Consider the following 25,831-nt stretch of genomic DNA (forward strand, 5'->3'; position numbering starts at 1 on the left):
TCCGGACGGTGGTTGCTGAGCCTCCTCAGCCTGCGGCCTCCGGGGACTCAGCTTCCCACTATTCGTCCCGGAGTCGCCGCCCTGCGCTCCGATCAACTCTCTGATAAAGTTTTTACAGTCCATGCCTAGCTGCTGTTTAAAAGAGCAGCTTAACTGAACTATATTAGTCTTCTAACGCCGCGGCGCCGCCTACGATTTCTGTGATTTCCTGAGTGATCGCGGCCTGGCGGGCACGGTTGTATGATAATGATAGTGAATCGATAAGCTCTTTGGCGTTGTCCGTTGCACTCTTCATTGCTGTCATACGGGCAGCGTGTTCACTTGCTTTACCATCAAGCAGTGCGCCGTAGATCAGGCTTTCTGCGTATTGTGGTAAAAGCACTTCAAGGATTGCTTCAGGTGATGGTTCAAACTCATAAGATGTCGTACCGCCTGTTTCAGCTGCTACATCTGTCAGAGGGAGAACCTTCTTCTCTGTTACTTCCTGTGAAATTGCGCTGACGAAGTGGTTGTAGTACATGTAAAGCTCGTCAAAAGCTTCATCTGCATACATGCCCACTGCTTTCCCCGTAATTTCTTTAATATCAGCAAAGCTTGGCTGGTCGGGTAACCCAATGATGCTATCGATGATATTCATGCCTTTTTTAGCAAAGAAGTCACGTCCTACACGTCCGACTGCAAGGATCACATACTCATCTTTGCTTGAGTGACGGGTGTTAATCGCATTCATTGCTGAACGGATTACGTTGGAGTTATAAGCTCCTGCAAGTCCTCTGTCAGAAGTGATGACGAGATAAGCAGTCTTTTTCACCGGGCGTGTGCTGAGCATCGGGTGTGATGCATCTGCAGCGCCTGTTGCAATTGAAGCAACCACTTCCTGAATTTTATTCATGTAAGGGTTGAATGATTTCGCGTTATCCTCTGCACGGGACAGTTTGGATGCGGATACCATTTCCATTGCTTTAGTGATTTGACTTGTCTTTTTCGTCGACGTGATTCTGTTTTTAATATCGCGTAACGATGCCACTGGTTCTCACCACCCTTTAAAGTTGAAATGCTGGTTTAATTACTCGCTTTTAGCAAAAGTCTTCTTGAATCCGTTGATTGCTGCTTCCATATCACTGTCTTCAGGCAGACCTTGCGTTGTGCGGATGTGATCCAGCAGTTCTTTGTGGTTTTGATCCATCCAGCTTAGGAATTCGTTTTCGAAACGGCGAATGTCTTCTACTGGGATATCATCAAGGTGTCCTTTAGTTAATGAGTAAAGGATCATTACCTGCTTTTCTACTTTAAGCGGCTTGTTCAGGTCCTGCTTTAGTACTTCAACAGTACGTGCACCACGGTTCAGTTTTGCCTGAGTTGCTTTATCAAGGTCAGAACCGAACTGCGCGAATGCTTCAAGCTCACGGTATGCTGCAAGGTCAAGACGCAGTGTACCGGATACCTTCTTCATCGCTTTGATCTGTGCAGATCCACCAACACGAGATACTGAAAGACCGGCGTTGATCGCAGGACGTACACCCGAGAAGAATAGATCTGACTGAAGGAAGATCTGTCCATCAGTAATTGAGATTACGTTCGTTGGAATATAAGCTGAGATATCCCCTGCCTGTGTCTCAACGAATGGTAGTGCTGTGATTGAACCTGAGCCCAATGTTTCATTCAGCTTCGCTGCACGCTCAAGAAGGCGGCTGTGAAGGTAGAATACGTCACCAGGATATGCTTCACGACCTGGAGGACGGCGAAGTAGTAGTGAAAGTTCACGGTATGCAGATGCCTGTTTTGTTAAGTCATCATATACAACAAGCACGTGCTTGCCGTTAAGCATGAATTCTTCACCCATTGTTACGCCTGTGTATGGTGCTAGGAATAATAATGGAGCAGGCTGTGATGCTGATGCCGTTACGACGATTGAGTAATCAAGTGCGCCGTGCTTTCGAAGTGTTTCAACTGTACCACGTACTGTCGATTCTTTTTGTCCGATTGCAACGTAGATACAGATCATGTCCTGATCTCTCTGGTTCAGGATTGTATCGATCGCTACAGATGTTTTACCAGTCTGACGGTCACCGATGATCAGCTCACGCTGGCCACGGCCGATTGGAACAAGTGCATCGATCGCTTTAATACCAGTCTGAAGTGGCTCGTGTACTGACTTACGTGCCATTACGCCTGGTGCCGGGCTTTCGATTGGACGTGATTTAGATGTGTTGATCGGACCTAGACCATCAACTGGCTGTCCAAGCGGGTTTACTACGCGACCAATCATTTCTTCTCCAACTGGAACTTCCATGATACGGCCTGTACGGCGAACTTCGTCGCCTTCTTTAATGTCTCGGTATGGTCCAAGGATAATGATACCGACATTGTTCTGCTCAAGGTTTTGCGCCATACCCATAACGCCGTTAGAGAATTCAACAAGCTCTCCAGCCATAACGTTATCAAGGCCATGAGCACGTGCGATACCGTCACCAATTTCGATAACAGTACCAACCTCCGTTACTTCGATATCCGATTGATAGTTTTCAATCTGCTGTTTAATCAGCGCACTGATTTCCTCAGCTTTGATGCTCATGAATGTCACCCCTCATTTCGTGGATCTTATCGTTTCAGTTCACGTTCCAGGCGATTTAGCTTATTGCGAAGGGTACCGTCAAAGATACGATTCCCAATGCGGATGCGAATGCCGCCAAGAAGTGCTGAGTCTACGTGATTATGAATGTCAAGACGCTGCTTTCCGACTTTCGGAGCAAATGAAGCAGAAATTGCTTCTTTATCTGCGTCTGATAGCTTTGTTGCTGATGATACGTGTGCTACGGCTGTACCGCGTGCATTTAATGCACGGTTAATGTACTCATCTGCAAGCTCAACCATCTCATTGTTACGACGGCGGTCAACCAGAATGTACATTGTGTTCAGCACGTGCTGTGAAATGCCGCTGAACGATGCCTCGATCAGCTGCTTTTTTTGATCTTTTGACCATTTAGGAGACTGAAGGAGCTTTGTCAGTTCAGGCGTCTGTGTAAACACCTGGCGTACTGTGCGAAGATCCTCTTCAATCTGATCTGTCTGGCCGTGCTTTACTGCAAGCTCAAAAAGTGCCTGTGCGTAACGCGCTGCTGCAGTTGATTTGCTCATCGCAGATCCCCTGCCTTTGCAATTGTTTCATTGATCAGCTGCTGTTGTTCTGCAACTGTCAGTTCTTTTTCAATTACTTTAGAAGCAACCAGTACTGATAATGTAGCAACCTGCTCGCGTAGTGCTGCAACTGCCTGGTCTTTTTCTGTTTCGATTTCGCGAAGTGTCGCTTCTTTCATACGCTCTGATTCTGCACGCGCTGCAAGAATAATTTCTTCACGCTGAGCATCACCCTGTTTGCGGGCGTTTTCAATTAGTTCCTGCGCATCCTGACGAGCTTCTTTCAAAAGCTGGCGCTGCTCTTCAAGCTGCTGCTTCGCTTCTGTACGACTTTTTTCAGCCGCTTCGATTTCGCCTGCGATGTGGTCTTCACGCTGTTTCATGATGCCCATTAACGGACCCCATGCGAATTTCTTAAGTAATGCTAGTAAAAGGATGAACATCGCTAATTGGAAAAGGATGTCTCCCTCACTGAAGCCACTGGCTCCAAGTACAAATGCATCAAGTGTGAACACGCTCGTTTCACTCCCTTCAGAAGTCAGTCAAATACGGAAAGTTAGTGTTGATTCGTAAGGCGATGACTGATTAACATTAATCAGTCTTTATAATAGGTAGAAATTCATTTTAGAGTCAGATGTTCTGTAAAAAATGGCGAAGCATGTCACGATGTGATCTTCGCCATTTTATGTGAAATATTATTGACCTTGTACGATGAACGCGATAACTACTGCGATGATCGGAACGGCCTCAACTAGTGCTACCCCGATGAACATTGTAGTTTGAAGCATACCACGTGCTTCTGGCTGACGTGCGATACCTTCTACTGTTTTAGATACGATCATACCGTTACCGATACCTGCACCTAGTGCTGCTAAACCTACTGCTAGTGCTGCTGCTAAAAGACCAATTGAACCTGTCATTTGGATATGTCCTCCTTAGTGTGGGTAAATAATTTTTTGTGTAAATGTTTGTTCAGTAACTGAACAGGTAAATATATTAATGGTCAGAGCTCACTTTGTGCGCCATATAAACCATCGTTAACATTACGAAAATGAACGCCTGGATACCACCGATGAACACGGAGAAACCAAGCCATGCAAGCGTTGGAATAACCGCCGCAATGTGACCAAAGAAACCTGTTGCCAGACTTCCTGCAAGAAGACCGAGTAGGATCTCACCTGCATAGATGTTACCGTAAAGACGCAAACCAAGCGTTAGCGTGTTTGCAAATTCTTCAATAATCTTAAGCGGGAATAAGAAACCCATTGGTCGGAAGAAATCTCTTCCGTATTCTCTGAAGCCTTTCATGCGTATGCCGTAGTAATGCGTAAGCGCGATTACCATAACAGCAAGAGTCATTGTAACGATTGGATCAGCTGTCGGTGATTTCCACCAGAGATAGTGATCATATGTAATCGCAAAAGGTAAACCTAAAAAGTTCGAAATCGCAACATACATAATGAGTGTAATCCCTAAAATGTGAAAGCTTCCTCCGGTTTTCCAATCCATGTTACTCTTGATGATATTCCGCACAAAATCCATGATCCACTCCATAAAGTTCTGCATCCCGGTTGGCTTCATCGCCAGGGCGCGTGTGGATAGGACTGCAATTAAAAATACAACTGCGGATGCGACGGTAATCATTAAGACATTGGAGAGATTAAAGGTCAGCCCCAGAAATTCTGCTAATGGCGCTTCATGATTCATTTATTTCACCTCTCTTCCCGCTTCTTGTGTAGGACTTGCTGCAATAAATAATCTATCATAATGACGAAATAAACCATCATTAATCCAAATACAGTGGAAATCAAATGAATGAGTTCCGGAAATTCCAGTGCAATGAGCACCGCTACTCCTGCTGAGGCCATACGTGATAGTGTTCCAAGCGAACGCACTTTTCTGCCTTCGTCCATCGCACGATCAAACTTTTCCATTCTGTTCTTCATTAGCCAAAGATTAAGCAGGCTGAAAGAAGTTCCCAGTATCAGACCGAGAAAAACATCCGGGAAAGGTGTGAACCCGAAGCCGAGGACAAACATCGATAACAAGTAAAATATGTACTTGGTGTACCGTGAAAAATGCTTTCTGATGTCAGGCATTTAGCTACTCTCCTGAGTCGAATTGTTTCACTGTGCGAAGCATCGCATAGATTCCTGCTGATAAACCCAGAAGTAATCCGATGATCATAAACAGCGGTTCTGTTTCCAAATGACGATCAAGCCATCTCCCACCAAAAATTCCGATGAGTACGGAGCCGGTTAATTGTGACAGAATGGCCGAATAAAGGGCCATCGCATGGAACGGACGTCTTGACTGACGCATGAGTGCATCCTCACAATCTGAGAATGAAATTGAGGGCGGATATCGACAGGTTTTATGTGTAATTTCAAGTCTATGAAAACCTTATCATTATACCCTTTAAAAGCATACAATAGGCACTAAATGATGTCAACGCGATCTCGACAAAAAGTTCAATTGATCACATATAGAAGTTTGTGTGTTCACATTTTTGACAAAACGGAATTTTGAGCGGTGTTTGGGAGTTGTTTTTTGGTTTGGGGTGTGTCCTGTTTTGGTGAGAAGACTAGTGAGTGGTTAACGGGATTGGTGGATGGCAGAGTTCGGGTGTTAGATGGAGGAACGCTGTGGGTGTGGTGGGCTAATTCTTTCACCTGGGCTGGTTATTCAATCATCTTTTCGATTTTATCTGTCACCTTTTAGTTTATTCTACTTTTGCACGGGGTGCGGTAGATTTATCTATAGGCTTTCGGAAGATATCTATCACCTTTCACTATTATTCATTCACCTTTCAACTTTATCGCACCTCACCACAAAACGTATATAAGAAAATCCCGCCCCTAACCCAGGAGCGGGATTTGTTTTACACGCGGAATGTATCCGGGCGCTGATCTGTTTCTTTAAAGTAGTAGCGGATCGCTTCTGCAATGCGGGCAGATGCTTTTCCGTCACCGTATGGGTTGGATGCTTTCGACATAGCCTGATAAGCCGCTTCATCTGTCAGCAGTTCCGTTGCCATATTGTAAATCTGTTCTTCTTCGATTCCGGCAAGCTTCAGTGTACCTGCTGCGATACCTTCAGGGCGTTCTGTTGTATCACGCAGCACAAGCACTGGTACACCAAGTGATGGCGCTTCTTCCTGCACGCCGCCTGAATCTGTCAGAATCAGGTGTGCTTTTGACGCAAAGTTGTGGAAGTCAATGACATCCAGCGGATCGATCAGGTGGATACGATCGTCTCCACCGAGGATGTCCTGCGCAATTTCACGTACAGCCGGGTTCAGGTGAACAGGATACACAACCTGCACATCCTTTTGCTCATCCACAACACGCTTGATCGCACGGAACATATTTTTCATCGGCTCACCAAGGTTTTCCCTGCGGTGCGCAGTAACAAGGATCAGACGGTCTCCGTTTAGCTGATCAAGAATATCACTTTGGTAATCTGCATTTACAGTTGTAGATAACGCGTCGATCGCTGTGTTACCTGTAACAAAGATGTTTTCTTTAGGCTTGTTTTCCTGAATAAGATTATCTGCTGACTGATCTGTTGGTGCGAAATGCAGGTCTGCCATTACACCCGTCAGCTGGCGGTTCATCTCTTCAGGGTACGGGGAATATTTATTCCATGTACGAAGACCCGCTTCGACATGCCCGACTGCGATCTGATTGTAAAATGCAGCAAGTCCTGCGACGAAAGTCGTTGTTGTATCACCGTGAACAAGTACGATGTCAGGCTTCGTTTCTTTCATAATACGATCAAGGCCTTCAAGCGCACGTGTCGTGATGCCAGTCAACGTCTGGCGGTCCTTCATGATATTTAAATCGTGGTCTGGTGTGATTCCGAAAATGTCCATAACCTGATCAAGCATTTGACGGTGCTGAGCTGTTACAGTCACGATTGGTTCGAAATACTGATCCTGTTTTTTGAGTTCAAGTACAAGTGGTGCCATTTTAATCGCTTCTGGTCTTGTACCGAAGATCGTCATCACTTTTATACGTTTAGACATGAGTTTCTCCTTTAATGATATCGCTTATTTTGTACCGAATAATCTGTCACCCGCGTCTCCAAGACCAGGGACAATGTAACCTTTTTCATTCAGTTTTTCATCAAGGGCTGCAATATAAATGTCTACATCATCATGTTCTTTTTTAATTTCCTCAACGCCTTCCGGTGCTGCTACAAGGCATAGGAACTTGATGTTTTTTGCTCCGCGCTTTTTAAGAGAGTTAATCGCTTCAACTGCTGATCCGCCTGTTGCAAGCATTGGATCAACCAGAATGAAATCGCGCTCTTCAACATCTGAAGGAAGCTTCACGTAGTATTCAACCGGCTTTAGTGTTTCAGGGTCGCGGTACAAACCAACGTGTCCAACCTTAGCTGCAGGAATCATTTTCAAAATCCCATCTACCATTCCGATACCTGCACGCAGGATTGGGACGATCGCAAGCTTTTTACCAGAAAGGACTTTACCTTTCGTCTGGCTTACCGGCGTTTTCAAATCAATTTCTTCCATTGGTAGGTCGCGTGTGATTTCAAAAGCCATGAGTGTTGCCACTTCATCTACTAGTTCACGAAAATCCTTTGTTCCAGTCTGTTCATCGCGGATGTGCGTCAGCTTGTGCTGAATCAGCGGATGATCAAATACGTATACTTTTCCCACACCTGTCACTCCTTTATTATAGGTTCTCCAACCACCGCAAAATATTTCCGTGGGGGACTGCGCTTTCCGCACCCGGGCGCCGAGCCTCCTCAATGCTACGCATTTCCGGGGTCTCGCCTGCCCTTCCCTGGTGCAGGAGTCTCCGTCCCCCCACTCCAATATTTTGCTGAATATGATAAAAAATGTTTGAAGAACACATATGTAATATTCATTTCTTCATATTATTATAAAGCAAATCCTTACGAAAGTTATCATACTTGCAGATTTTTTACAAGAAACGTCCGTATGATATATGGGAAGTGTTACGTAATGGTAATTGTACTAAAAATTTTGACGGTTGCTGGTTACTTTTCGCTGACTACGCTGAAGTTGTAGCGATTGTGCTGCAGGATGTAGCGATACACCCGGGAACTTGTCGCAATCCACCGCATGGATGTAGCATTCCCCGCTTTGAATGTTATTACCCGACCTGCACCACACTCTCTTCATGCCCTTAACAAATCAAAAAGACTGCCCAATGAAGGACAGTCTCCAAAATTTACTCGTATAACGCGAAACGGCTTGTGATCTCTTCGACTTTTGCTGCAGCGTCTTTCAGCTTTGCTTCGTCCTCGTGGTTTTTCAGCGCGTTTGCAATCAGTTCAGCGATTTCTTCCATTTCTTTTTCCTTGAAGCCGCGTGATGTGACAGCTGGTGTTCCGATACGGATACCGCTTGTAACGAACGGGCTTTCAGGGTCAAATGGAATCGTATTTTTATTAACAGTGATGCCGATATCATCAAGTACTTTTTCAGCCACTTTACCTGTCAGATTCAGCGAGCGCAGGTTCACAAGCACAAGATGGTTATCAGTTCCGTCTGAGACGATATCGATCCCATTTTTCTTGAACGCTTCTGCCATTGCCTTTGCATTTTTAACAACCTGATCAATATAGTCTTTAAATTCAGGCTTCATTGCTTCACCGAATGCCACTGCTTTTGCAGCGATAACGTGCATTAACGGTCCGCCCTGCACGCCAGGGAAGATTGACTTATCGATTTTTTTCGCGAATTCTTCTTTACAAAGAATCATGCCTCCACGTGGTCCGCGAAGTGTTTTGTGCGTTGTTGTTGTAACAAAATGTGCGTGCGGCACCGGAGACGGGTGTACACCAGTTGCTACAAGACCTGCGATATGCGCCATATCAACCATTAAGTATGCGTCCACTTCATCAGCGATTTCACGGAATTTAGCGAAATCGATTGTGCGTGAGTATGCACTCGCACCGGCTACAATCATTTTCGGCTTGTGCTCAAGCGCTTTTTGACGGACATCCTCATAATCGATGAGCTCGTCTTTTTCGCCTACACCGTACTCGATGAAATTGTAAAGTTCACCGCTGAAGTTTACTGGACTTCCGTGCGTTAAGTGACCTCCATGAGACAGGTTCATACCAAGAACCGTGTCGCCCGGCTTTAGTACTGAGAAATAGACAGCCATATTAGCCTGTGCACCTGAGTGCGGCTGAACATTCGCATGCTCTGCACCGAAAATTTCTTTCGCGCGGTCGCGTGCAAGGTTTTCAGCGACATCCACGTGCTCACAGCCGCCATAGTAGCGGCGTCCAGGGTAACCTTCTGCGTATTTGTTCGTTAGTACTGATCCTTGCGCTTCCATGACTGCTTCACTTACAAAATTCTCTGACGCGATCAGCTCGATTTTCGTACGCTGGCGCTTCAGTTCGTCCTGCATTGCTTCGAATAATGCCTGATCCTGCTGTTGAATCTTATTCATTGTGAATCCTCCCTCATGTCCCGGGTCTGTTCCCGTCTTTGGTCAAAAATCTTCTTCATCTTAACATGTTTTTGATGATTGTGAAAATGCTGTTTTTGACATAAAGGGTGTTGTTATGCGCTTACATTGGCTTTTTACATCTAAAAGACGAATATTTCTCAGGAAATCTGTAATAAATTTTTGTATTTTGATCGACTATTTTCGGAATTGAATGGTTTTGTGTGGTTTATAAAGCCTGTGTTGGAATAGACCTTGACTGGTTGATCAGTTGGTGAAGATTAATTGGTTCATTTCTAAAGATATATGGCTCAGCCCCCGAAATAATTGAATCAGCGATGTACACAATTGGCTCAATGACCGGTATGGACAAAATAATTGATTCACCCCTCCACTTTTATGGTTCATCTCCTGTATGAATCGATTCACCGCTCTCCTTAATTGAACGCATCCTTACCACAACTGTTTAACCTAAAAACAACCGGCCTCTAAAAGACCGGTTGTCCATTTATTCAAGTTCATATACTGCCCGTGCACCGCCAACCAGCTTCGGTCTGGTGCGCGCCAGTGTGATGTGTGCTTCACCCAGTGATTTTGCTGCGACGCGAACTGGAACAGCGACAGGCTTCAGGTGCATGCCAATCAGCGTGTCGCCGATATCAATACCGCCGTGCGCCTGAATGCGTTCAACTGCAACAGGATCTTTCATATGACGATATGCATATGACGCCATTGCACCGCCTGCTTTTCGCACAGGGACAACTGTGACTTCTTCAAGTCCGTATCGCTCAGCCGTTTCACGCTCCACGATCAGTGCACGATTGATGTGCTCGCAGCCCTGAAATGCAAGATGAAGACCTGTATCTGCTGAAAATCTCTCAAATGCTTTATAAAGCGATTCAGCGACTTCATCTGTTCCTGACGTACCAATTTTACGGCCGATGACTTCAGAGGTTGAACAGCCGATGACAAAAAGCTGACCCTCTTTTAGCGAAGCCTGCTCCTGGTATTCCTCAAGGATTGACAGCAACTCCTGATTCATTGCAAGCCCTTCTTTCTGAAGAAATGATTATTTTGCTTCATACTCACTCATCTTATTAATACGATTCTCATGACGGCCGCCTTCGAATTCTCCCTGCAGCCAGATCGAAGCGATTTCACGTGCAAGGCCCGGTCCGATCACACGCTCACCCATTGCAAGCATGTTGGAATCGTTGTGTCCGCGCGTTGCTTTTGCACTGAATGTGTCATGAACAAGCGCACAGCGGATACCTTTTACTTTGTTCGCTGCAATACTCATACCAATGCCTGTCCCACAGATCAGAATCCCGCGGTCGAATTCGCCTGATGCCACTTTTTCAGCAACCGGCAGTGCGTAATCAGGGTAATCAACAGATCCCTCACAGTCACAGCCGAAATCTTCAAATTCAATGTTCAATTCTGTTAAAAGATCTGCCATTTCCTTGCGCAGATTCGTACCACCATGATCAGATGCTAATGCGACTTTCATATTAAAATCCTCCCTGTTCCTGTTTATTAAGGTTTTTCAGCATGCTATCCATTAATCTGTTTAACTCGTTAAATGTGGAACGGTATACTTCCACCGAACCGCCATACGGATCTGACACATCAAGTCCGCGTTCTGAAGAAAATTCCTTCAGCGTAAAAATGCGATCCGCTGCAAACGGAAATTGTTCCATCAGCATTGCCTTATGCGAGCTTGTCATTGCAAATACATAATCCGCCCAGTGCACATCAGACTGTGTGACTGAATGAGAGCGGTGATTATGCGTCAGACCGTTTTCCTCAAGTACCTGCTGCGCATTGTGTGACGCCATTCCGCCCTCCATCGCAAAAAGCCCGGCAGAACGTACCTCAATATGCGGTTCATCTCTATGATTTAAAATTGCTTCAGCCATCGGACTGCGGCAAGTATTCCCTGTACAAATAAATAAAATCCTCATGAAACCGACCCCTTTTTAGGATTCTCACTTCCCCCTTAGCTTATCACATTTTAGACACTTTTTCTTTTTGGGAGTGTTTTGTGATACAGCGGGGACGGAGGTGATGTATCACTTTACCATATTCTGTATAAAAGATACAGCAACCTCCGTCCCCGCTGTATCGCACCAAAAAACCCGGGTCATCCCAAACCCGGGTTCATCATCATCACTTTTTTAACGGTCCGCTGCTTTCACGTACCAGCAGGGTGGTTGGTAGGACGACTTTTTTGGCGATTTTGCGTTTGGATGAGAGCTGTTCGAGCAGGAGGTCGACGGCTGCTTCACCCATGTATTCGGTGTGGACCTGGATGGTTGTGAGTGACGGCTGCAGGTAGCGTGACATCTCGATGTCATTGAAGCCGACGACTGATACCTGTTCCGGGACGCGGACGCCTTTTTCATGAAGTGCGCGCATGGCTCCGATTGCCATGGAGTCGCTTCCCATAATGAAGGCGGATGGTCCGTTGCCTTGCTTCAGCGCTTCTTTCATCAGCGTGTAGCCGTCTGCTGCCGTGAACTTTCCGGTCCAGATATATTCAGGGTAAAATGTATGATAGAGAGACAGGTATTCGAAGAAAGTCGTTTCCCGCTCGTCTTTGACCATTTCATTATCCTGAACATATTCATGTCCTCCGATATAGCCGATACGCTCATGGCCCAGATCGATCAGGTGCCTGAGGACATCGATCATGGCAGAGCGGAAGTCGACTACAATTGAATCAACATTTGAAGTTGGGGTGAAATCTACCAATACCAGTTTATCTGTCAATTTTTTGAATAGATCAATATCAGATAAACTGAACTTTCCAATTGCGATCATACCATCGAGCTTTTCTTCTCCGGCTGATCTGAATTGGAGATCGTTTTTGTAGTATTTTACGATTTCAATCCCGCGTTCTGAAGATGTACGCTCTACACCAAGACGCACTGAAAGATAATAAGGATCTTCCATTTCCTGCTCTTTTGAATACCAGTAGACGAGACCCATTCTAAGCGTAGTCTTCTTCTTTACAACCTTACGTTTGCCAGGTTGATAATTGAGCTCATCAGCAATTAGAAGGATTCGCTGCTTTGTTTCATGAGCAACTGATAAACTTTCATCCTTATTGAGTACCCTGGAGACTGTTGCCAGAGATACATTCGCTTTTGTTGCAATATCTTTTAAAGTTGCCATTTTACCACCCATTCATTTTTCAGGACATTTACTTTCTATTATACGTGATTCCATCAAGAGGTTTTAGTCATTTATTGAAATCAGGAATTTTCTAAATGCTTCCTGTCCCTGTTCATTTTGCTTGAACACTCCTGCATGTGAAAGTACTCTTTCAAATACTTTCCCTGTTTCATTTTTAATAATCTCAGTTATGTTTTCAGAAGATGGTGATCTTGCAGTCAATATTTTTTCCGCCCACTCTGCATGCTTCGCTGTCCGTTCATCCTGCTTTAAACCAGTCATATCTTTATCTGCAAGGTAACCCGCAGTCAACTGAAGCTCTTCTTTCAATCTGCCCGGCAGCACGGCTAATCCCATGACTTCAATTAAGCCGATGTTTTCTTTTTTAATATGATGAAGCTCTTCATGCGGATGGAAAATTCCACCCGGATGTTGTTCAGTCGTTCGGTTATTCCGCAATACCAGATCGATTTCGAATTTGCCGTCGCGCTTTCTTGCGATTGGCGTGATCGTGTTGTGAGGCTCTCCATCTGAAAATGCCAGCACTTCCACCAGCGGATCCTCATAGCGTTTCCATCTGTCCAGCACTTTACCGGCAAGCGCTGAAAGTTCATAACGATCTGTTCCTCTTAATCTCAGGACAGACATTGGCCATTTTACAATGCCAGCCTCAACGTTTTCATAACCTTTAAACGTAAAAGTCTCAGTGACAGGTGCGACTGCCATCGGGAATTCATAATGCCCCGCCTGAAAATGATCGTGGCTCAAAATGGATCCCCCGACAATCGGCAGGTCTGCGTTCGAGCCGACAAAGTAATGCGGGAACTGCTCGGTAAAAGCAAGCAGACGGTCAAAGCTTTCTTTAGATACCTTCATCGGCTTATGTTCTTCACTCAGAACAATTGCATGCTCTTTATAATACACGTAAGGCGAATACTGGAAATACCACTGCTCGTCCTCAAGTGTAACTGGAATAATACGGTGATTCTGTCTCGCAGGATGGTTTGCTCTGCCGTCATAGCCGACGTTCTCTTTACATAGTAAGCAGGATGGGTAACCTACACTTTTCGCCTGTTTCTCAGCTGCAATCGCTGCAGGGTCTTTTTCAGGCTTTGAAAGGTTGATCGTAATTTCGAGATCACCAAAAGGGGTCCCTGCAATCCAGCTTTCATTCTTAGCGATCCGGTCTGTCCGGATATAGTTCGCGTTTTGTGATAACTCATAAAAATGCTGCGTCGCTTTTTCAGGATTGTCCTGGTAAAGAGATAGAAAGGTATGATTCAACTCAGACGGTCTCGGCATCAGGCAATTCATGATCGCTGCATCGAGCTGATCTTTTTCAGTAATGCTGGTTACATTCAGTTCTGCTTCAGCCCAGCTGAGTATTTCATTTAACACTGGCACTGGCGTTTCAAGCCGCTCATCGGGAACGATTGTTTCTTCAGGTGCATCCAGCTTCAGCAGTGAAAGGATTCTGTTTCTGGCATAATCAATATCTGCCTGTTCAACCATTTGCTTTTGAACAGCAAACTGCAGCAGGCGTTCAATTTGTAATGAAATCATGTTAGCCTCCTTTCCGGGTCTCCTGGTTATACCCTTGAGGATGTGTTTCATGCCACTTCCATGCGCTTTCTATAATGTCATGAAGGTTCGTATAAACCGGGTTCCATTTCAAGATATTCCTTGCTTTCTCAGCAGAAGCAACAAGCTTTGCAGGGTCTCCTGCTCTGCGTGCTTCTTCTTTTGCAGGAATGTCGTGGCCAGTTACTTTACGCGCCGTGTCGATCACTTCTTTTACACTGAAGCCCTGGCCATTTCCTAGGTTAAATACAGTCGTCTCAGGATCTGATTCAAGTTTTTCAAGCGCAAGCAGATGCGCATCTACAAGGTCACTAACATGAATGTAGTCGCGGATGCACGTGCCATCTGGCGTTGCATAGTCTGTACCGAAAATGCTGATATGATTGCGCTGTCCGAGTGCCACCTGCAGAATAATCGGAATCAGGTGTGTTTCAGGGTCATGATCTTCCCCTCTCAAACCTTCAGGATCCGCGCCTGCAACGTTAAAATATCTGAGTGCGATCGAATGAATGCCGTATGCTTCACTCGCCCATTTCAGCATCTTTTCAACGGCAAGCTTGGTTTCACCGTAAGGGTTAGTTGGCGACACTGGGTCTTCTTCAGTGAGTAATTCAGTTTCCGGCTCACCGTAAGTTGCGGCTGTTGAAGAGAAGACGAGCTTGTTCACGCCATGTCGCTCCATTGCCTGAAGCAGTGAGATTGCACCGCCTACGTTATTTTCATAGTACTTTAAAGGGTTCTGTACACTTTCTCCTACCAGAGAACTCGCAGCAAAATGAATGACTGCATCTATTTTGTGCTTCGTAAATACCTTATCAAGGAATTCCCCGTCATGAAGAGAACCTTTATAAAAATGGTCGTCACGGTTAACTGCGCCGCCGTGACCAGTCTGGAGATTATCAACGATGACTGTATCAAACCCTTTTCTTTTTAATGCTAATACTGCATGGCTTCCAATGTAGCCCGCTCCACCTGTGACAAGTACTGCCATTTAAAACACTCCTTATCGGCTATTTAGATTTGATCTCGTTATGCCACTGCAGATTGATCTCTCTGATTTCTTCAATGCTGCATTTTGGCTCTCTATCATAGGTTAATATACCATTAATCTCCTGCTCAACATCTGTCAATTGAGTGTAGCAATAGCCGTGAAGCGCTTCAGAATGATAGACCGCGTCCATGATGCGCTTGTAATCTGCAACGTACGCTTTTTTATCTTTAACTGATGTATAGCCCCATCCATTGTCTTCACCAGTCATAAATCCAATACCTCCAAACTCTGTTAACAGAATTGGTTCTCCCCGATGACTGAAGCCGTTAGCATAGATTTTACGCTTTGCCGGCTGTGAAGAAAGAAGGTTTTCTTTTGTGCTGAGCTCTTCTTTAAAATGAGTACTTTTTGCTTTTTCATCATCACTGCCATGATTATAGTTATGAATCGCACATATATCCGTTACCGTCTGCTCCCATCCATCATTACCAACTACAAGGCGGGTATTGTCCAGTGAATGCAGGTGGTGATATAGTGCCTGAGAATGATGCTGCTGTTTACTGTCAGATCTGATCATTTGCACACCCCAGCTCTCATTTAGAGGAACCCACGCAACAATCGACGGGTGGTTGTAGTCCCGCTCAATGATTTCAGACCATTCCTCTACAAGACGTGTTGCAGCTTTTTCGGAATAGAAGGCGGACGCTGCACATTCTCCCCAAACCAGAAAGCCGAGCTGGTCTGCCCAGTATAAGAACCTTGGATCTTCCACCTTCTGATGTTTTCTGCAGCCATTAAAGCCAAGCTCTTTTGCCAGTTCAATATCACGTTTGAAATCATTGTCATCAGGCGCTGTTAATAACCCTGTTCTCCAGTATCCCTGATCAAGTACGAGTCGCTGGTAGTAAGGTTTATTATTTAAATACACCATGCCATCCTCTGTATGGATTTTTCTCATACCAAAATACGTGCCTACCTCATCATAAACTACTGATTCATCCATTATTTTTACAGTCATATCAAATAGTTGTGGATTTTCAGGCGACCACGTCATACCTTCATGATGGAAGCCCGTATGAAAAATATGCTGACCCAGCACATTGAAAGTACGCTTTTCATAACACTCGTTGATTAGGAACCTTGCCTGAATGATGGATTTACCTTTAAACGAGATGGAGATATCAGCCCACTTACCAATCGCAGCATCTGAATAGTTGAATTCAGCTTGTACATCTCCTTTATCCAGATCCGGCGTTAAGCGCACATGATCCAATGAGGCTTCAGATACCGCCTCCAGCCACACTGGCTGCCAAATGCCTGTTGTATTTGTGTACCAGATTGATTCAATTTCCTCTTTCCAAAACTGTTTGCCTCTTGGAATGGTTTCATCCTTTGAAGGATCATAAGCACGTACAGTAATGACTGCCTCTTCACCTGCTAAATGGGTAATATCCAAAGAAAAAGACGTGTGACCACCTGTATGCTCACCTGCAAGTTCTTCATTTACATAAACTTTTGCCTGATAGTCGACAGCGCCAAAGTGGAGAATCATCTTCCTGCCACTCCAGTCGGATGGAACTTCCACTTTTCGCTGATACCAGACAACATCATGAAATGTCTTATCATGAATGCCACTTAATTCGGTTTGAAAAGCAAATGGCACCTGGATTTTCCTATTAAACGCTTCGTTGTTCAGATACCACTTTTCTTTCAGTCCTTTGTTTTGATCATCAAAAGCGAAATCCCATTCTCCATTTAAGTTAAGCCAGTCTGGTCGCACAAATTGTGGACGAGGATATTCTGTTCTCATTCTTTGTCACTCCTTTTAGTATGTAGTTAGTCGATAAACTGTTTCAGAGCTGTATTTTTCACCTGGTGACAATTCACATGTCGGGAAAGAAGGTTCATTTACTGCATTCGGCAGCCCTTGAGTTTCCAGGCACATTCCTGAATGAGGCTTAATTTTCTGACCGCGCATTTCCCCTTCGGCTCCAAGATGATTTCCTGCATAAAATACAACAGCAGGCTGATCTGTCTCAATTACCAGACGTCTTCTGCTTGAAGGTTCACTTAGCTGAATGATTCCTTTATTTAAGAGAAAAGGGTGATCATAACCGTTGCCACCTATTTTAATTTGCTCATCCTGAAGGTCCAGTGCATCTGCCAGTTTTTTCGGTTTTTGGAAATCAAAAGCAGTACCTCCTACATTTCTTTTTTCTCCTGTTGGAATCAGGTTTTCGGTTAATGGAAGGTAAGCATCTGCCGGGATCTGCAGTTCATGACCTAAAACAGAATCAAGTGTACCAGTCAGGTTGAAATAAGTATGATTCGTCAAATTTATAATTGTTTTCCGATCAGTTGTTGCTTCATAACTGATTTTGAGTTCATCATTATTTGTCAGTGTGTAACTCACCTGAATGTTCAGCTCTCCAGGAAACCCTTCTTCTAAATGGGGGCTTGTCAAATTGAACATTAAAGTATTTCCTGTTTCAGTAACTGTCCATATTCTTTTATCAAACCCCTGTTCCCCTCCATGCAGTGAGTTTTCACCATCATTTTTTGCAAGGGTATAGGTTTCATTTTCCAATGTAAATGCAGCATTCTCGATTCTGCCTGCAAAACGGCCGACAATGGCTCCAAAGTACGGTGAATCCGTTAAGTATCTTGAAAAATCATCATATCCAAGGACAATATTTTCTTTCTGTCCGTCTTTATCCGGCGTAATCCATTCAGTAATAATACAGCCATAATTCAGTGCTGATAAACGTACACCATTGTCGTTTTGGATTGTATATTTAATAATCGGCTGTCCATGATGCTGTGCAATTTCGTTCTTTGAAATCATCTTGTCTGTTCAGCTCCCTTAATGTTTATTTCTTTTGCCCCGTCTCCAACTGAAGCAACATAAAAGTCCGGTCCGTAACCAATACGATCCTGATAATGTCTTCTCGTATTTTTAATGAAGTCTTCAACGTCATCAGTTTTAACAATAGCGATTGCGCACCCGCCAAAGCCCGCTCCTGTCATACGCGCACCAATTACCCCAGTCTGAGTCTGAGCAAATTCAGCTAATGTATCAAGTTCTTCCCCAGTCACCTCATAATCTTCTTTCAATGACTGGTGTGAATCATTCATCAATCTGCCTACCTGCTCAAGATCCCCTGCTTTTAAAGATACGTAAGCCTGTTTGGTACGCTCATTTTCTGTCACAACATGTTTGACTCTTCTATATAGAAGCAAATCATCAAGCCAGTTCTTTACATCTGAAAGCTGTGCAACTGAAAGCTCACCAAGACTCTCAACTTCTGTGTACGTCTGTATGATCTTTAAGGCCTGTTCACATTCAGCACGGCGTTCATTATATTTTGAAGAAGCAAGTTCTCTTCTTTTATTGGTATTCATAATGACAATTTTTTCGTGTTCCAATTCAATTGGAGCGTATTCAAATTCCAGCGTATCACAATCAAGCCAAATCGCCTGTCCCAGCTTCCCCATCCCAATTGCAAATTGGTCCATGATTCCACTGTTTACCCCGATGAATTCATTCTCAACTCGCTGGCATAATTTGATCAGCTCAACCTGTGAAATTGATAACCCGGTCAGCTCTCTTACCATAACGCCTGTTGCCATCTCTATTGAGGCAGAAGAAGAAAGACCTGCACCATTTGGAATGTTGCCCTCAAACAAAACATCAAAACCATCTTCAATGTTGTAACCGCTTTCTTTGAGGAAGTGTATTACCCCGATCGGATAGTTCACCCACTCGGTTTCATTGTTTTTTTCAAGGTGGTCAAGTGAGGCTGTAATGATCCCGGATTTAGAAAAGTTTTTAGATGCAAATCTGATCTTTTTATCTTTACGCTGCTTTACATAGGCATAAGTTCCATATGTAATTGCGAGCGGAAATACTTTTCCTCCATTGTAATCCGTATGTTCCCCGATCAGGTTGATCCTCCCTGGTGCGAAAAACAAACGTTCAGGTGATTCATTAAATATAGAGATAAAAGACTGTTTTAAGTCGTATACATTCATCTTCCATCCTCCTTCTCTTAAATTACTTCTTAATTAGTAAATTAAATATACTCATAATTATAATTTAATTTTAGTAAAAGTCAACGTAAATTTAAATAAATTTTTACTAAATAAACTTGTTTTATTTTAATAAAAAACTTATTAAAATAGCCATTTATAGCATTTTTTATTACCTTCTTATTAAATTAATGAAAAATAAAGTTGACAATGTAAGCGCTTTTAGTTAACATTTGTTTTAGTTAATAAAACGATTGTTAACTAAACTTTTAACTTGAGGGGGATTTTCAAATGAAAAAGTCTTTACTTACAGTTGCATCAGGTTTAGCAGTGGCATCCGTACTGGCAGCATGTTCAGGCGATGACACATCAAACGAAGGCAGCAGTGAAGGTAGCAGCGGCACTCAGGAAATTACATTCTGGGCACCATTTTCAGGCGCAGACGGTCCTAATATGGAGCAGATTGTAAATGAATTTAATGATTCACAAGACGAAGTTTCAGTAGATTTCCAAATCGTTCCACAGTCAGAATATTACACTACCCTTGACTTATCTCTTAGCGGTCAGCAGGAAGGCGCAGATGTAATGATCATGCACGGTGATCAGATTATGACATATGCAAACCAGAATATTATTAAAAATCTTGATGACATTGTCGGTGATCAGATCGATAGAGAAAATTATCACCCGACTGCCTGGGAAGGTGCAGAAGTTGATGGTTCTATCTATGGCGTTCCATTAGATATTCACCCGCTTATGTTCTATTACAATAAAGATCTGTTTGAAGCGGCTGGACTTGATCCGGAAGCTCCACCAACAAATCGTGAAGAGTTCCTTGAAGCAGCGATCGCAACAACAAATGCTGATGAAGGACAATATGGATTTGCAGTACCAACACTTTGGCCTCAACAATTCATCTTCCCATCAATTGTCTATCAAAATGGCGGTGAGCTGATCACTGATGACGGCGAAGTACAATATGATTCACCCGAAGCAGTTGAAGCACTTGAGTTTCTTCACTCTCTAATCTATGAGCATGAAGTATCACCAGCAGATATCCAGCAGGATGGTGAGCTGACATTGTTCCTTCAGGGGAATTCAGCAATGCATATGAACGGTCCATGGATGATGAATCAGTTTGAAGAGTCAGGTATGAACTATGGTGTAGCACCGGTGCCTCAGCTTGGAACTGAGCAGCAGGCTGTTTTTGCTAACTCACATAACTTTGTAATTCCTGAAACTGTTCAGGATGACGCTAAAATTGAAGCAATCACAACTTTCCTTAACTATGTAGATGAAAATGGTATGGCTTGGGCTGAGTCTGGACAGGCTCCGGCATCTAAAGCTGTCTATGAAAGCGATGAATTCAATGAAATGAAGCAGCAGCCTGAAGTAGCAAAGCAATTCGAATATGTACAGTTCTCTCCAAACGTTGAAAACTGGGGACCAGTGTCTGATCCACTATTCAGCGCTGTAAACGAAGTACTTCTTAACCAGAGAGACGCACAAGAAGCTCTTGAGCAAGCAGCTCAGGATGCACAATCAAGTCTGCAATAACGAGCAATAAAGTAAAAAGGTAAGAGGAAGGGCTTATGCCCGCTCTTACCTTTTACTTTAAACTAGCTTTAAAGAAAGAAGGTTTTGATATGAAGTCAAAAGCATCGGGTTTTACATCTTTTCTATTTGTACTTCCATATCTGATCATGTTTACTTTATTTTTAGTCGTTCCTTTAGTTTACGGGATCTACATTAGTTTTCATGATTGGAATTTAATTTCTCCTATCCATCCATTCATAGGTCTGGAAAATTACTCAGCCATTTTCACATCTGGCACACCTGAAAATCGTGTATTTTTAAATGGACTGAAAAATACTGCACAATTTGTTATTTATAGTGTGCCTTTATTGGTTATTATCGGTCTGGGTCTTGCGATGCTAGTGAACAGCTTACCTGAAAAGATTCGCGGCTTTTTCAGAACAGCCTATTTCCTTCCGTACGCGATCTCAGTATCAGTTATCGCTGTATTATGGCTCTGGATGCTTGATTCAAACTCAGGACTTGTTAACCAATTCTTAAATTCACTTGGTATGGATAGTATCCCATGGTTGACCCGATTGCCTTTTGCATGGATATCACTTGTTATTGCTACAGTGTGGTGGACCATTGGTTTTAACATGATTATCTTTATTAATGCACTGAATGAAGTTCCTGAAGAGCTTTATGAAGCAGCGGATATTGATGGTGCTTCAAACTGGCACAAGTTTTTACATATTACGCTGCCATCAATCAGACCAATTATGATCTTTGTTGTTATCACTTCAACAATTGCATCGTTTAATGTTTACGGTCAGCCTTATCTGATGACACGCGGTGGTCCTGGTGAATCCACTGAAGTGCTGTTAATGGGTATTGTTCAACAGGCTTTCCAGTTAAGACAAATGGGCTCAGCCGCTGCAATGGCGATGCTGATGGCATTAATTATGATTGTCATTTCAGTTGGTCAATTCCTGGTAACAAGATCTGGTGAAAGAAAGGAGAAAAACCATGCGTAAAACTAAAATCCTTAATATCGTATTCGCTTCGATACTGGCGATTTTGTTTCTGATACCGCTTGTATGGATGGTTTCCACTTCTTTCAAATCAGATTTTGAAGCAATTGGAGGAGGAACATTCTTCCCACAGGAATTTACTTTCGAGAATTATACCAGCACGTTAACCAGCAGTAGCGTGCCAATTCTAAGATGGTTATTTAATTCACTATTTGTCGGTTTTGCAGGTGTAGCAATTGTAGTCGTAATTGATTCAATGGCTGCTTATGCACTCGCCCGTCTGGATGTACCGTTTAAGAAAGTATTATTTCCGTTGTTTGTCAGTACATTAATGATTCCCTGGGTTATTACTTTCCTGCCGCTTTATCAGCAGTTTAGTAACCTTGGACTTCTTAACACCTATGCACCACTGATCCTGCCTTATTCGGCAAATGCATTTGGTGTCTTCCTGCTGTATCAATTTTTCCGTTCTTTTCCTAAAGAACTGGAAGAAGCAGCACGAATGGACGGAGCAAACAAATGGCAAATCTTTATGAAAGTCGTAATTCCTTCTGCACGACCATTAATTGCAACACTGGCAATCTTTACTTTCATGGCAATCTATAATGATTTCCTATGGCCACTTGTAACGACAAACACCCCTGAGATGAGAACCGTTACAACCGGTATTGCGATAATGCAACAGGGGAGCTTTGTTTCATCCTACGGAAAACTGATGGCGCTGACTACGCTAGCTACTATCCCAATTTTAATTGTCTTTTTAATCGGCCAGAAATGGTTTATCAGAGGGATTACACAATCAGGAATTAAGTAATCAAAAGCCGCCCAGAGCGGCTTTTGTTCTAGGAGTGATGTTGTGAAAAGAATCGCTATAACAGGAATTGCACTATTAGCAGCGGGCATTGGCCTTGCAGCCTGCTCATCAGATGAATCTCAAGAGTCAAATGAATATGCCCAGGATTTTTATAACCCTGTGTTACCTGACGGGGCTGATCCCTGGATGACGAAGCATGAAGATACCTACGTCTATACGCACACGACCGGCAGTAATATAACCATCTGGCAATCTGACAGCCCCACCTCAATGATGAATGCAGAATCAAAAGTTGTATGGGAACCTACTCCAGGAACTGAAAACAGTCAAAACATCTGGGCACCGGAAGTACATTTTATTGATGGGAAATGGTACGTATATTATGCGGCAAGTGGTGGAGGAAGTGAGCACAGAATGTATGTGCTTGAGTCTGAGAACGAAGATCCATTTTCAGAATACACTGAAGTAGGACAGATCACAGATCCTACTGATAAATGGGGAATTGACGGAACAGTCATCGACCAGAATGGAGAATTGTTCTACGTCTGGTCTGGCTGGGAAGGTGACGAGAATGTCAGTCAGTATACTTATATCGCAGGAATGGAAAGCCCTACAGAATTAAATACTGACAGAGTCGAGCTCTCAAGACCTGAATATGACTGGGAAATGGAAGGTGGCGAGCCATCCATTAATGAAGGTCAACAGATCCTTTACACTGATGATTATATTCATATCGTCTACTCGGCAAGTGGCAGCTGGAGCGATTTTTATAAGCTTGGCATTTTAACAGCAGAAAAAGATGCCGACCTGCTGGATCCTGATTCATGGACAAAACAGGAGGAGCCTGTTTTCCAAAGCAGTAATGATGTTTTTGGACCAGGTCACGCTTCGTTTGTTGAATCCCCTGATGGCTCAGAGTACTGGATTGTCTACCATGCAGCTAAAGAGCAGGGATCAGGCTGGACACGAAATGTTCGTATGCAGCCATTTGAAATCACTGAAGATGGCTTCCCTGATTTCGGAGAACCTTTGTCCATCACTGAACCATTACCGCTGCCTGCAGGTGACCCAGTGAACATTACCAGATATACACCTGATATGATTGAAACTGATGGCGAGGTCACTGATGAAGGTATTTTAGCTGAAACGGATCAATCTCTTTCTCTTCAATTTGAAGCGCCTGAAGCCGGAGAATACTCCCTCTACCTTTACTGGAGAAATAATGGTGCTGTCACAGTAAATGGTTCAACTGATACAGGTGACACATTCACGTTCTTTAATAACAATCAGGGATTACAAAATGAACCACTGGCTGTAAGTTCTTATCAGCTAAACCTTGAACAGGGTGAAAATACAGTTAAGTTAAATGTAGCAAATGGTACGTTCGATTTAGATCATATTGAAATAAAGGATCATTAAACCAAGCCTCGTTAAAAGAAGGTGTCCAATTTCGTGCAACTGGACACCTTCTTTTAATTCAACTCTTCAACCGTTATCCTAAATATCCACAAATCCTCACTCTCAGGCGCAATTTTCGCGACCCGGTCAATTTTATTTGCTACATACACATCATCATACATGCCTGTTGATGGCTGAAGGGAGAAGTTGTAGTCCCCGAGCCAGCCGCCATGGTTTTTGAAAACAGATAAAAACGGAATTTTATCCGGATCAAATGAATAGTAAAGTGCTTTGTTGATATCTTTCTGTAATGCTCTGCACCAGCCGCTGCTCAGTCTTGTAGCGAAGTAAAATTTCTCAACGTTCTGTGCTTCTTTCGGCGCCATTTTTGAAAGATCAATTTCTTCCTTCGTATCTTTTGAGTACGTAATCGGAAATGAATGACGCGATCCCCATGCACCAAGATGCTCATTGTCAGGTTCGATACTGATGATTTCTTCGCATTCTTCCGGCACTTCGATCTGCGTGTGTTCATTCATATTCAGTAAAATACTCGGCGCCCATATATATGCAAATGGCGCTTCACCGGTATTTTTTGCCCGGTATCTGACTTCCAGACCGTCATCTAGCAGTGTGATCGTTTTTTTAAGGATGTATCGAAAAACCGGGCTCTTCACCTCAAGTGTGACGCCATTATCAAGTTTTTCGTCAATCTCCCATACCATCGACCAAACCTCACCATGATCCGGTACTTTCCTGTTATTTAGCGGGTGTGGACCTTCATCTACTCCCGGAAACAGATCATCAAAGCCGGATGGGGTATACTCTCCAAAAGCAGAGCCATAATGTGGCATTGGCAGCTGGTCTACTTTTGCCTGATAAAACCACTCATAATCCGCTTTTTTATCGTAAAAACTTGCTACTTTTCCACCGAAATCCGGTAGAATGACTGCTTTTAAATGCTGATTTTCTAAAATAATTGCTTCAAGTCCTTTGAATGTTCCCTTTTTCATCACAGTTCACCTCGGCGCTGACTTCTTTACTAGTAATGTAGCCTCCGTGCAGGTTTTCAAACCAGCATACTACTCAATCATGCGAAGTGCGAGTCCGATTAAAATGCTGCCGCCGATCACTTCACTGAATCTGCCTGCTGTGAGTGTGACAATGCTGCCAATCGCAAAACCGATCCGGGTCATGAGAAATGCTGCGAGTCCGAAGAGTAGGAGCGACTGTGAATCAGAAAGGTCTGTAATCCCAAGCGTGATGCCGATTGATAAGCTATCAAGGCTGACAGCAATCGAAAAGGCCAGCCACTTGAGCGGAGTCAGCACCAATGGCTGATCTTTTTTCGTTTTAAAGCCCGCAAAGATCATCTGAATACCGATAAAGATGAGCAGCAGCATGCCAAACCAGTTCATCGCATCAAGCAGTGAAGAACCGATCAACATTCCCGCTGCCGGTAAAACCATATGTAAAAGACCAACCATGAGGCTGATGATCCATTTTGCTCTTGTGCTGACCGGCTGTGCGCCTGCTGCGATGCTTGCTGACAATGCATCCATTCCAAGCGCTAACGCTAAAAAGATTGTCCACATACTGCTCCCCCTTTTGTTGATGAGGGATTATATGATTTGGGCCTCGGGGATATGATTGGAGTTGTGGAACAGCATATGGCGGTTGTCGCATTTTCTTTTCAGTATGT

General features: G+C 43.7%; 26 protein-coding genes. 4 read left to right on the forward strand and 22 right to left on the reverse strand.

Features of this window, described 5'->3' with window-relative positions; all coding sequences use genetic code 11:
- Positions 1–163 precede the first annotated feature (163 nt).
- From LG330_RS15350 to LG330_RS15445, 20 genes are all read right to left on the reverse strand, one after another.
- Positions 164–1,027, reverse strand: a complete 864-nt coding sequence (locus LG330_RS15350) for a F0F1 ATP synthase subunit gamma (RefSeq protein WP_404405342.1) — start codon at positions 1,025–1,027, stop codon at positions 164–166.
- Between the two features lie 39 nt (positions 1,028–1,066).
- On the reverse strand, positions 1,067–2,575 hold the full coding sequence (atpA, locus tag LG330_RS15355) for a F0F1 ATP synthase subunit alpha (protein ID WP_404405344.1): 1,509 nt from the start codon (positions 2,573–2,575) through the stop codon (positions 1,067–1,069).
- A gap of 26 nt (positions 2,576–2,601) precedes the next feature.
- The gene (locus tag LG330_RS15360) at positions 2,602–3,138 is read right to left on the reverse strand and encodes a F0F1 ATP synthase subunit delta (RefSeq protein WP_404405346.1); all 537 of its coding nucleotides are present in this window, start codon (positions 3,136–3,138) and stop codon (positions 2,602–2,604) included.
- Complete coding sequence (gene atpF / locus LG330_RS15365) at positions 3,135–3,653, reverse strand: F0F1 ATP synthase subunit B (protein ID WP_404405349.1); 519 nt, start codon at positions 3,651–3,653, stop codon at positions 3,135–3,137. Before atpF ends, LG330_RS15360 begins: the two co-directional genes overlap by 4 nt.
- Before the next feature lie 180 nt (positions 3,654–3,833).
- Positions 3,834–4,046: a F0F1 ATP synthase subunit C gene (gene atpE, locus LG330_RS15370; protein WP_039813889.1), complete on the reverse strand. Its 213-nt coding sequence runs from the start codon at positions 4,044–4,046 to the stop codon at positions 3,834–3,836.
- An 88-nt stretch (positions 4,047–4,134) separates the two neighbouring features.
- Complete coding sequence (atpB, locus tag LG330_RS15375; protein ID WP_404405351.1) at positions 4,135–4,845, reverse strand: F0F1 ATP synthase subunit A; 711 nt, start codon at positions 4,843–4,845, stop codon at positions 4,135–4,137.
- Positions 4,846–4,850: 5 nt separating this feature from the next.
- Positions 4,851–5,237, reverse strand: a complete 387-nt coding sequence (locus tag LG330_RS15380) for an ATP synthase subunit I (protein ID WP_404405353.1) — start codon at positions 5,235–5,237, stop codon at positions 4,851–4,853.
- Positions 5,238–5,241: 4 nt separating this feature from the next.
- Positions 5,242–5,460 carry an AtpZ/AtpI family protein gene (locus tag LG330_RS15385; protein WP_404405355.1) on the reverse strand — a complete coding sequence of 73 codons (219 nt, stop codon included), beginning with the start codon at positions 5,458–5,460 and terminating at the stop codon, positions 5,242–5,244.
- A 559-nt stretch (positions 5,461–6,019) separates the two neighbouring features.
- Positions 6,020–7,165 carry a non-hydrolyzing UDP-N-acetylglucosamine 2-epimerase gene (gene wecB / locus LG330_RS15390; protein ID WP_404405357.1) on the reverse strand — a complete coding sequence of 382 codons (1,146 nt, stop codon included), beginning with the start codon at positions 7,163–7,165 and terminating at the stop codon, positions 6,020–6,022.
- 24 nt (positions 7,166–7,189) lie between these two features.
- The gene (upp, locus tag LG330_RS15395) at positions 7,190–7,819 is read right to left on the reverse strand and encodes a uracil phosphoribosyltransferase (protein WP_039811537.1); all 630 of its coding nucleotides are present in this window, start codon (positions 7,817–7,819) and stop codon (positions 7,190–7,192) included.
- Between the two features lie 538 nt (positions 7,820–8,357).
- On the reverse strand, positions 8,358–9,593 hold the full coding sequence (glyA, locus tag LG330_RS15400) for a serine hydroxymethyltransferase (RefSeq protein ID WP_404405359.1): 1,236 nt from the start codon (positions 9,591–9,593) through the stop codon (positions 8,358–8,360).
- Positions 9,594–10,098: 505 nt separating this feature from the next.
- Positions 10,099–10,632 (reverse strand): TIGR01440 family protein, encoded by a 534-nt coding sequence (locus LG330_RS15405; protein ID WP_404405361.1) that lies wholly within the window; start codon positions 10,630–10,632, stop codon positions 10,099–10,101.
- A gap of 27 nt (positions 10,633–10,659) precedes the next feature.
- Complete coding sequence (rpiB, locus tag LG330_RS15410; RefSeq protein ID WP_404405363.1) at positions 10,660–11,100, reverse strand: ribose 5-phosphate isomerase B; 441 nt, start codon at positions 11,098–11,100, stop codon at positions 10,660–10,662.
- Position 11,101: 1 nt separating this feature from the next.
- The gene (locus LG330_RS15415) at positions 11,102–11,554 is read right to left on the reverse strand and encodes a low molecular weight protein arginine phosphatase (protein ID WP_404405365.1); all 453 of its coding nucleotides are present in this window, start codon (positions 11,552–11,554) and stop codon (positions 11,102–11,104) included.
- 205 nt (positions 11,555–11,759) lie between these two features.
- Positions 11,760–12,767: a LacI family DNA-binding transcriptional regulator gene (locus tag LG330_RS15420; protein WP_404405367.1), complete on the reverse strand. Its 1,008-nt coding sequence runs from the start codon at positions 12,765–12,767 to the stop codon at positions 11,760–11,762.
- A 63-nt stretch (positions 12,768–12,830) separates the two neighbouring features.
- Complete coding sequence (gene galT, locus LG330_RS15425) at positions 12,831–14,330, reverse strand: UDP-glucose--hexose-1-phosphate uridylyltransferase (protein ID WP_404405369.1); 1,500 nt, start codon at positions 14,328–14,330, stop codon at positions 12,831–12,833.
- 1 nt (position 14,331) lies between these two features.
- Positions 14,332–15,339, reverse strand: coding sequence for a UDP-glucose 4-epimerase GalE (gene galE / locus LG330_RS15430; protein WP_404405371.1), 1,008 nt, complete (start codon positions 15,337–15,339; stop codon positions 14,332–14,334).
- 19 nt (positions 15,340–15,358) lie between these two features.
- Positions 15,359–17,149, reverse strand: a complete 1,791-nt coding sequence (locus LG330_RS15435; RefSeq protein ID WP_404405373.1) for a glycoside hydrolase family 2 protein — start codon at positions 17,147–17,149, stop codon at positions 15,359–15,361.
- A 15-nt stretch (positions 17,150–17,164) separates the two neighbouring features.
- Positions 17,165–18,184 carry an aldose epimerase family protein gene (locus LG330_RS15440; RefSeq protein ID WP_404405375.1) on the reverse strand — a complete coding sequence of 340 codons (1,020 nt, stop codon included), beginning with the start codon at positions 18,182–18,184 and terminating at the stop codon, positions 17,165–17,167.
- Complete coding sequence (locus tag LG330_RS15445; protein WP_404405377.1) at positions 18,181–19,371, reverse strand: galactokinase; 1,191 nt, start codon at positions 19,369–19,371, stop codon at positions 18,181–18,183. The genes LG330_RS15440 and LG330_RS15445 overlap by 4 nt, the downstream gene beginning before the upstream one ends.
- Positions 19,372–19,659: 288 nt before the next feature.
- Between LG330_RS15445 and LG330_RS15450 the strand changes: the two genes are divergently transcribed.
- From LG330_RS15450 to LG330_RS15465, 4 genes are all read left to right on the forward strand, one after another.
- A complete protein-coding gene (locus LG330_RS15450) occupies positions 19,660–20,925 on the forward strand; it encodes an ABC transporter substrate-binding protein (protein ID WP_404405379.1) in 1,266 nt (421 codons plus the stop codon).
- A gap of 89 nt (positions 20,926–21,014) precedes the next feature.
- Positions 21,015–21,920, forward strand: a complete 906-nt coding sequence (locus LG330_RS15455) for a carbohydrate ABC transporter permease (RefSeq protein WP_404405381.1) — start codon at positions 21,015–21,017, stop codon at positions 21,918–21,920.
- Positions 21,913–22,731: a carbohydrate ABC transporter permease gene (locus LG330_RS15460; protein ID WP_404405383.1), complete on the forward strand. Its 819-nt coding sequence runs from the start codon at positions 21,913–21,915 to the stop codon at positions 22,729–22,731. Before LG330_RS15455 ends, LG330_RS15460 begins: the two co-directional genes overlap by 8 nt.
- Positions 22,732–22,773: 42 nt before the next feature.
- Positions 22,774–24,150 carry a family 43 glycosylhydrolase gene (locus LG330_RS15465; protein ID WP_404405385.1) on the forward strand — a complete coding sequence of 459 codons (1,377 nt, stop codon included), beginning with the start codon at positions 22,774–22,776 and terminating at the stop codon, positions 24,148–24,150.
- A gap of 53 nt (positions 24,151–24,203) precedes the next feature.
- On the opposite strand, the gene LG330_RS15470 is transcribed toward LG330_RS15465, so the two are convergent.
- Entirely contained in the window at positions 24,204–25,142 is a 939-nt protein-coding gene (locus LG330_RS15470) for a DUF5107 domain-containing protein (protein WP_404405387.1), read from the reverse strand.
- A 69-nt stretch (positions 25,143–25,211) separates the two neighbouring features.
- Positions 25,212–25,724: a manganese efflux pump MntP family protein gene (locus LG330_RS15475; RefSeq protein WP_404405389.1), complete on the reverse strand. Its 513-nt coding sequence runs from the start codon at positions 25,722–25,724 to the stop codon at positions 25,212–25,214.
- Between the last annotated feature and the right edge of the window lie 107 nt (positions 25,725–25,831).

Source organism: Jeotgalibacillus malaysiensis (assembly GCF_044789845.1).
In the GTDB taxonomy this organism is placed as follows: Bacteria; Bacillota; Bacilli; order Bacillales; family Jeotgalibacillaceae; genus Jeotgalibacillus; species Jeotgalibacillus malaysiensis_A.

Excerpts from the sequence above, each read along its gene's own strand:
- LG330_RS15405 (WP_404405361.1), bottom strand. The coding sequence starts at position 10,632 with ATGAATCAGGAGTTGCTGTCAATCCTTGAGGAATACCAGGAGCAGGCT.
- LG330_RS15440 (WP_404405375.1), bottom strand. The coding sequence starts at position 18,184 with ATGATTTCAAAGAACGAAATTGCACAGCATCATGGACAGCCGATTATT.
- LG330_RS15385 (WP_404405355.1), bottom strand. The coding sequence starts at position 5,460 with ATGCGTCAGTCAAGACGTCCGTTCCATGCGATGGCCCTTTATTCGGCC.
- LG330_RS15470 (WP_404405387.1), bottom strand. The coding sequence starts at position 25,142 with ATGAAAAAGGGAACATTCAAAGGACTTGAAGCAATTATTTTAGAAAAT.
- LG330_RS15475 (WP_404405389.1), bottom strand. The coding sequence starts at position 25,724 with ATGTGGACAATCTTTTTAGCGTTAGCGCTTGGAATGGATGCATTGTCA.
- LG330_RS15435 (WP_404405373.1), bottom strand. The coding sequence starts at position 17,149 with ATGAGAACAGAATATCCTCGTCCACAATTTGTGCGACCAGACTGGCTT.
- LG330_RS15360 (WP_404405346.1), bottom strand. The coding sequence starts at position 3,138 with ATGAGCAAATCAACTGCAGCAGCGCGTTACGCACAGGCACTTTTTGAG.
- LG330_RS15460 (WP_404405383.1), top strand. The coding sequence starts at position 21,913 with ATGCGTAAAACTAAAATCCTTAATATCGTATTCGCTTCGATACTGGCG.
- wecB (WP_404405357.1), bottom strand. The coding sequence starts at position 7,165 with ATGTCTAAACGTATAAAAGTGATGACGATCTTCGGTACAAGACCAGAA.
- galE (WP_404405371.1), bottom strand. The coding sequence starts at position 15,339 with ATGGCAGTACTTGTCACAGGTGGAGCGGGCTACATTGGAAGCCATGCA.
- galT (WP_404405369.1), bottom strand. The coding sequence starts at position 14,330 with ATGATTTCATTACAAATTGAACGCCTGCTGCAGTTTGCTGTTCAAAAG.
- glyA (WP_404405359.1), bottom strand. The coding sequence starts at position 9,593 with ATGAATAAGATTCAACAGCAGGATCAGGCATTATTCGAAGCAATGCAG.
- LG330_RS15415 (WP_404405365.1), bottom strand. The coding sequence starts at position 11,554 with ATGAGGATTTTATTTATTTGTACAGGGAATACTTGCCGCAGTCCGATG.
- LG330_RS15380 (WP_404405353.1), bottom strand. The coding sequence starts at position 5,237 with ATGCCTGACATCAGAAAGCATTTTTCACGGTACACCAAGTACATATTT.
- LG330_RS15445 (WP_404405377.1), bottom strand. The coding sequence starts at position 19,371 with ATGAATGTATACGACTTAAAACAGTCTTTTATCTCTATATTTAATGAA.
- LG330_RS15450 (WP_404405379.1), top strand. The coding sequence starts at position 19,660 with ATGAAAAAGTCTTTACTTACAGTTGCATCAGGTTTAGCAGTGGCATCC.
- atpB (WP_404405351.1), bottom strand. The coding sequence starts at position 4,845 with ATGAATCATGAAGCGCCATTAGCAGAATTTCTGGGGCTGACCTTTAAT.
- atpA (WP_404405344.1), bottom strand. The coding sequence starts at position 2,575 with ATGAGCATCAAAGCTGAGGAAATCAGTGCGCTGATTAAACAGCAGATT.
- LG330_RS15455 (WP_404405381.1), top strand. The coding sequence starts at position 21,015 with ATGAAGTCAAAAGCATCGGGTTTTACATCTTTTCTATTTGTACTTCCA.
- LG330_RS15420 (WP_404405367.1), bottom strand. The coding sequence starts at position 12,767 with ATGGCAACTTTAAAAGATATTGCAACAAAAGCGAATGTATCTCTGGCA.
- rpiB (WP_404405363.1), bottom strand. The coding sequence starts at position 11,100 with ATGAAAGTCGCATTAGCATCTGATCATGGTGGTACGAATCTGCGCAAG.